Source organism: Streptomyces olivochromogenes, from assembly GCF_021538895.1.
In the GTDB taxonomy this organism is placed as follows: Bacteria; Actinomycetota; Actinomycetes; order Streptomycetales; family Streptomycetaceae; genus Streptomyces; species Streptomyces olivochromogenes_A.
Genome location: NZ_JADDRL010000248.1, coordinates 1 through 3,337, shown reverse-complemented (window position 1 = coordinate 3,337; position 3,337 = coordinate 1). Strand labels below are relative to the sequence as shown.

The window sequence follows — 3,337 nt, the reverse complement described above, 5'->3', positions numbered from 1 at the left end:
ACCCCCATCGCGTCGACTCCCTCCTCCGCCTTGCAGCTGCACGCTCCCCCAAGCTCTCGACTTCGCTCGAGCAGGGGGCACCCCCATGACCCCGCTCGGGGTCGGCCGATCCGCACCGTTCGTCACGGCCGGCCTGATCCAAACGACACCCCCTAAGGGGTGGGAGCGTGGGACGGGCGTCCCGCCCCCCTCCCCGCCCCCGCGCCACCGTTTGTCACAATGGGCGGGCGCTTGTGCTCGCGTTCACAAAACGGCGCCGCGTGACAACGTCGACCTCACTCCCACCGCACTCCCACCGAAGGTGATCCGTGGACATCAAGACCGCCACCGCCCTCCGCCGCCTCCGCCTGGTCTCCGCCCCGGAGGCCGTGTCCTTCCTCGTCCTGCTGATCTGCTCGGTACTGAAGCGGACCACGGACTTCAACGCGGTGCCCGTGATGGGCGCAGTTCACGGTGTCCTGTTCGTCCTGTACGTGATCTTCTGGGCCGACGCCTGGAACCGGGCCAAGTGGAGCGTCGGCACGGCCGCCCTGTACTTCGTCCTCTCCGTCCTGCCCACCGGCGGCTTCTTCGCCGAGCGCAAGCTGCGGCGCGAGGCCGAGAACGCGGTCATCGCCGCCCGCGCCCGCAAGGAAGGCGTCGTGAACGCATGATCGTCGCCTTCTCCGTGACGCCGCTCGGCGTCGGCGAGGACGTGGGGGAGTACGTCGCCGACGCCGTCCGCGTCGTCCGTGCGTCGGGGCTGCCCCACCGCACCGACGCCATGTTCACCTCCATCGAGGGGGAGTGGGACGAGGTCATGGACGTCGTGAAGCGCGCCGTCGCCGCCGTGGAGGAGCGGGCGCCCCGGGTGTCGCTCGTCCTCAAGGCGGACATCCGGCCCGGTGTGACGGACGGGCTGACCTCGAAGGTGGAGGCCGTCGAGCGTCACCTCGCTTCGTAGGCGTCCAACTCCCGGAAAATGCCCGGCCCCTGTGGGCCGGGCTTTCTTCGGCCCACCGTTTGAGCGTTCGCTCAAACGGGTGTAGTTTCCCTTCCCAGAGTTTTGAGCGGTCGCTCAAAGACCGGTTGACTGGGGGAACTTCGATGGGGCTCTACGTAGAGACGCGCATCCGCGCCGACCTCGACGAGCTGTGGGCACGTACGCAGGACCCGGCCCGGCACCAGCGCTGGGACCTCCGTTTCACCGAGATCGACCCCCTCCCGCGCGCGGAGGGCGAGCCGCAGCGCTTCCGGTACGCGACGCGCGTGCTGCCCTTCCTCACCGTCGCGGGGACCGGTGTGTCCGCCGGCGAGAAGGAACGCCCCGACGGCACCCGCACCTCGGCCCTGCGCTTCGCCTCGCCCGACCCGCTGTCCCTGCTCGCCGAGGGCAGCGGCTACTGGCGCTACGTCCCCGACACCGACGGCGTCCGCTTCCTCACCGGCTACGACTACCGGCCCCGCTGGGGTGCCTTCGGCGCGCTCGCCGACCGGCTGCTGTTCCGCCCGCTGATGGGCTGGGCGACGGCCTGGTCCTTCGACCGGCTGCGGCTGTGGCTGGAGCGCGGGATCACCCCCGAGCGGGCACTGGTCAACTGGCTGGCGGAACTCGCCGTCCGCGCGACCGTGCTGACCGTCTGCTGCGTCGGCCTCGACCCGGCCGCCTTCGTCCTGGCCTTCGGCCCCCTCGCGCCCGCCGTGGCCTTCCTGTGCCCGCTGCTCCTCCTGCTCGCCATCTCCCTCGCCCTCTTCAAGGAGCCGCTCTCCTGCACCCCGGCCGCCCGCCGTTGCCTGCGCACTCCGCCGATGCGCGTGTGCGCCCCTCGCCTCCTGCGCACCCTGGAGACCCCGTGACGAGCCTCGCCGCACAGCCGACCTCCCTGTTCCGCACGGCGATGGGGGCCGACTTCGACCGGCTCCATCCGCAGCTGCGCCGCCGCTTCTCGGTGGGCCTGGCGAGCGGCGAGGCGTGTACCGGGCGGGGCGTGATGGACCGGATCTGGCACGGGGCCGCGTTCGTGAAGCCGTTCCTGGCCCTGGGCGGCACCCGCAACATCCTCGTGCCGAGGCAGGGGCGGCATGTTCCGTTCGTGATCGAGAACGTGCCGTACGCCGACTCCTTCGGCCGTGAGACCGTGACCTTCGTGCGCACCTTCGACCTGCCGGGCGGCTCCCGGCGCTTCGACGCCCAGATGGTGCTCAGCCCCAAGGGGGACCGCGTCCTCGACTACCTCGGCACCCACCAGCACCTCGCCAGCGAACTGCACTTCGGCGCCGAGCCCGACGGCTCGCTGCTCATCCGCTCCGGCGAACACCGTTTCCGGGAGGGCGTGGTGGACGTGCGGGTGCCCGAACTGATCGGCGCGACGGCCGAGGTGCGGGAGTCGTACGACGACGCGGTGGGCCGGTTCCGCATCCGCGTCCGGGTGGTGAACAAGTACGTCGGTCCGCTCTTCGGCTACGAGGGTTCCTTCACGGCCTCGTACACGAACGTCCGCAGCTGCGGGGTGCGGTCCGGGCTGCGGCCGGTCCGTGAGGAGTCCCGCGCATGAGCGCGGAGACGGCGAAGTCCCTGGAGACGAAGACCAAGCTCCTGGAGGGCGCGCTGCGCACGCTCACCGAGCAGGGCATCGCCAAGACCTCCGCCCGGTCGGTCGCGGCGGCCGCGGGCGTCAACCAGGCGCTGGTCTTCTACCACTTCGGCTCCGTGGACGAACTCCTCGCCGCCGCCTGCCGTTACGGCGCCGAGAAGTCTGTGTCCCGGTACCGCACCCGCCTCGCCTCCGTCGCCTCCCTCTCCGAACTCCTCGCGGTGGGCCGCGAGATCCACGAGCAGGAGCGGGCGGGCGGTCATGTGGCGCTCCTCGGCCAGCTGTTGGCCGGCGCCCAGACCCACGGGACCCTCGGCCCCGCCACCGCGGCGGGCCTCGACCTGTGGATCAGCGAGATCGAGAACGTGCTGCGGCGGGTCCTCGCGGACACCCCTTTAGGCGAGTTCACCGATCCGGCCGGCCTGGCCCGCGCGGTCGCCGCCTCCTTCGTCGGCATCGAGCTGTACGAGAGCGTGGACGAACGCGGCGCCCACGCCGCCCTCGACGCCCTGGAACAACTCGGCGCCCTGGTCGCCGCCCTGGAGGAACTCGGCCCGGTGGCCCAGCGAGCGGTCCGCCACCACCTACGCCGCACGGGCCGCAGCTGACCGGCTCCGCCGGGGGACTGGTCTCGTTTGCTGCGGGCTGGTCCGTCTGCCGCTGACTGGCCCCGTCCTCAGCTGGCCGGCCCCGTCCGCCGCACAACTGGCTCCGCTGGCCGCTGATCCGCCTCGCCCGTCGGCGACCGTCAGCCGGCCCGCCCC

General features: G+C 71.9%; 5 protein-coding genes. All 5 read left to right on the top strand.

Annotated elements, in window-relative coordinates:
* The first annotated feature begins 308 nt into the window (after nt 1-308).
* The 5 genes from IPZ69_RS46610 (at nt 309) to IPZ69_RS46590 (ending at nt 3,181) form a co-directional block, all read left to right on the top strand.
* Complete coding sequence (locus tag IPZ69_RS46610) at nt 309-653, top strand: DUF3817 domain-containing protein (RefSeq protein WP_235460994.1); 345 nt, start codon at nt 309-311, stop codon at nt 651-653.
* Nucleotides 650-943, top strand: a complete 294-nt coding sequence (locus IPZ69_RS46605; RefSeq protein WP_235460993.1) for an MTH1187 family thiamine-binding protein — start codon at nt 650-652, stop codon at nt 941-943. The genes IPZ69_RS46610 and IPZ69_RS46605 overlap by 4 nt, the downstream gene beginning before the upstream one ends.
* A gap of 143 nt (nt 944-1,086) precedes the next feature.
* Nucleotides 1,087-1,836, top strand: a complete 750-nt coding sequence (locus IPZ69_RS46600; RefSeq protein WP_235460992.1) for a hypothetical protein — start codon at nt 1,087-1,089, stop codon at nt 1,834-1,836.
* Nucleotides 1,837-1,877: 41 nt separating this feature from the next.
* Nucleotides 1,878-2,534, top strand: coding sequence for a DUF4166 domain-containing protein (locus IPZ69_RS46595; RefSeq protein ID WP_235460995.1), 657 nt, complete (start codon nt 1,878-1,880; stop codon nt 2,532-2,534).
* Complete coding sequence (locus IPZ69_RS46590; protein ID WP_235460991.1) at nt 2,531-3,181, top strand: TetR/AcrR family transcriptional regulator; 651 nt, start codon at nt 2,531-2,533, stop codon at nt 3,179-3,181. The genes IPZ69_RS46595 and IPZ69_RS46590 overlap by 4 nt, the downstream gene beginning before the upstream one ends.
* Nucleotides 3,182-3,337 lie beyond the last annotated feature (156 nt).

Excerpts from the sequence above, each read along its gene's own strand:
- IPZ69_RS46605 (WP_235460993.1), top strand. The coding sequence starts at position 650 with ATGATCGTCGCCTTCTCCGTGACGCCGCTCGGCGTCGGCGAGGACGTG.
- IPZ69_RS46600 (WP_235460992.1), top strand. The coding sequence starts at position 1,087 with ATGGGGCTCTACGTAGAGACGCGCATCCGCGCCGACCTCGACGAGCTG.
- IPZ69_RS46595 (WP_235460995.1), top strand. The coding sequence starts at position 1,878 with ATGGGGGCCGACTTCGACCGGCTCCATCCGCAGCTGCGCCGCCGCTTC.
- IPZ69_RS46590 (WP_235460991.1), top strand. The coding sequence starts at position 2,531 with ATGAGCGCGGAGACGGCGAAGTCCCTGGAGACGAAGACCAAGCTCCTG.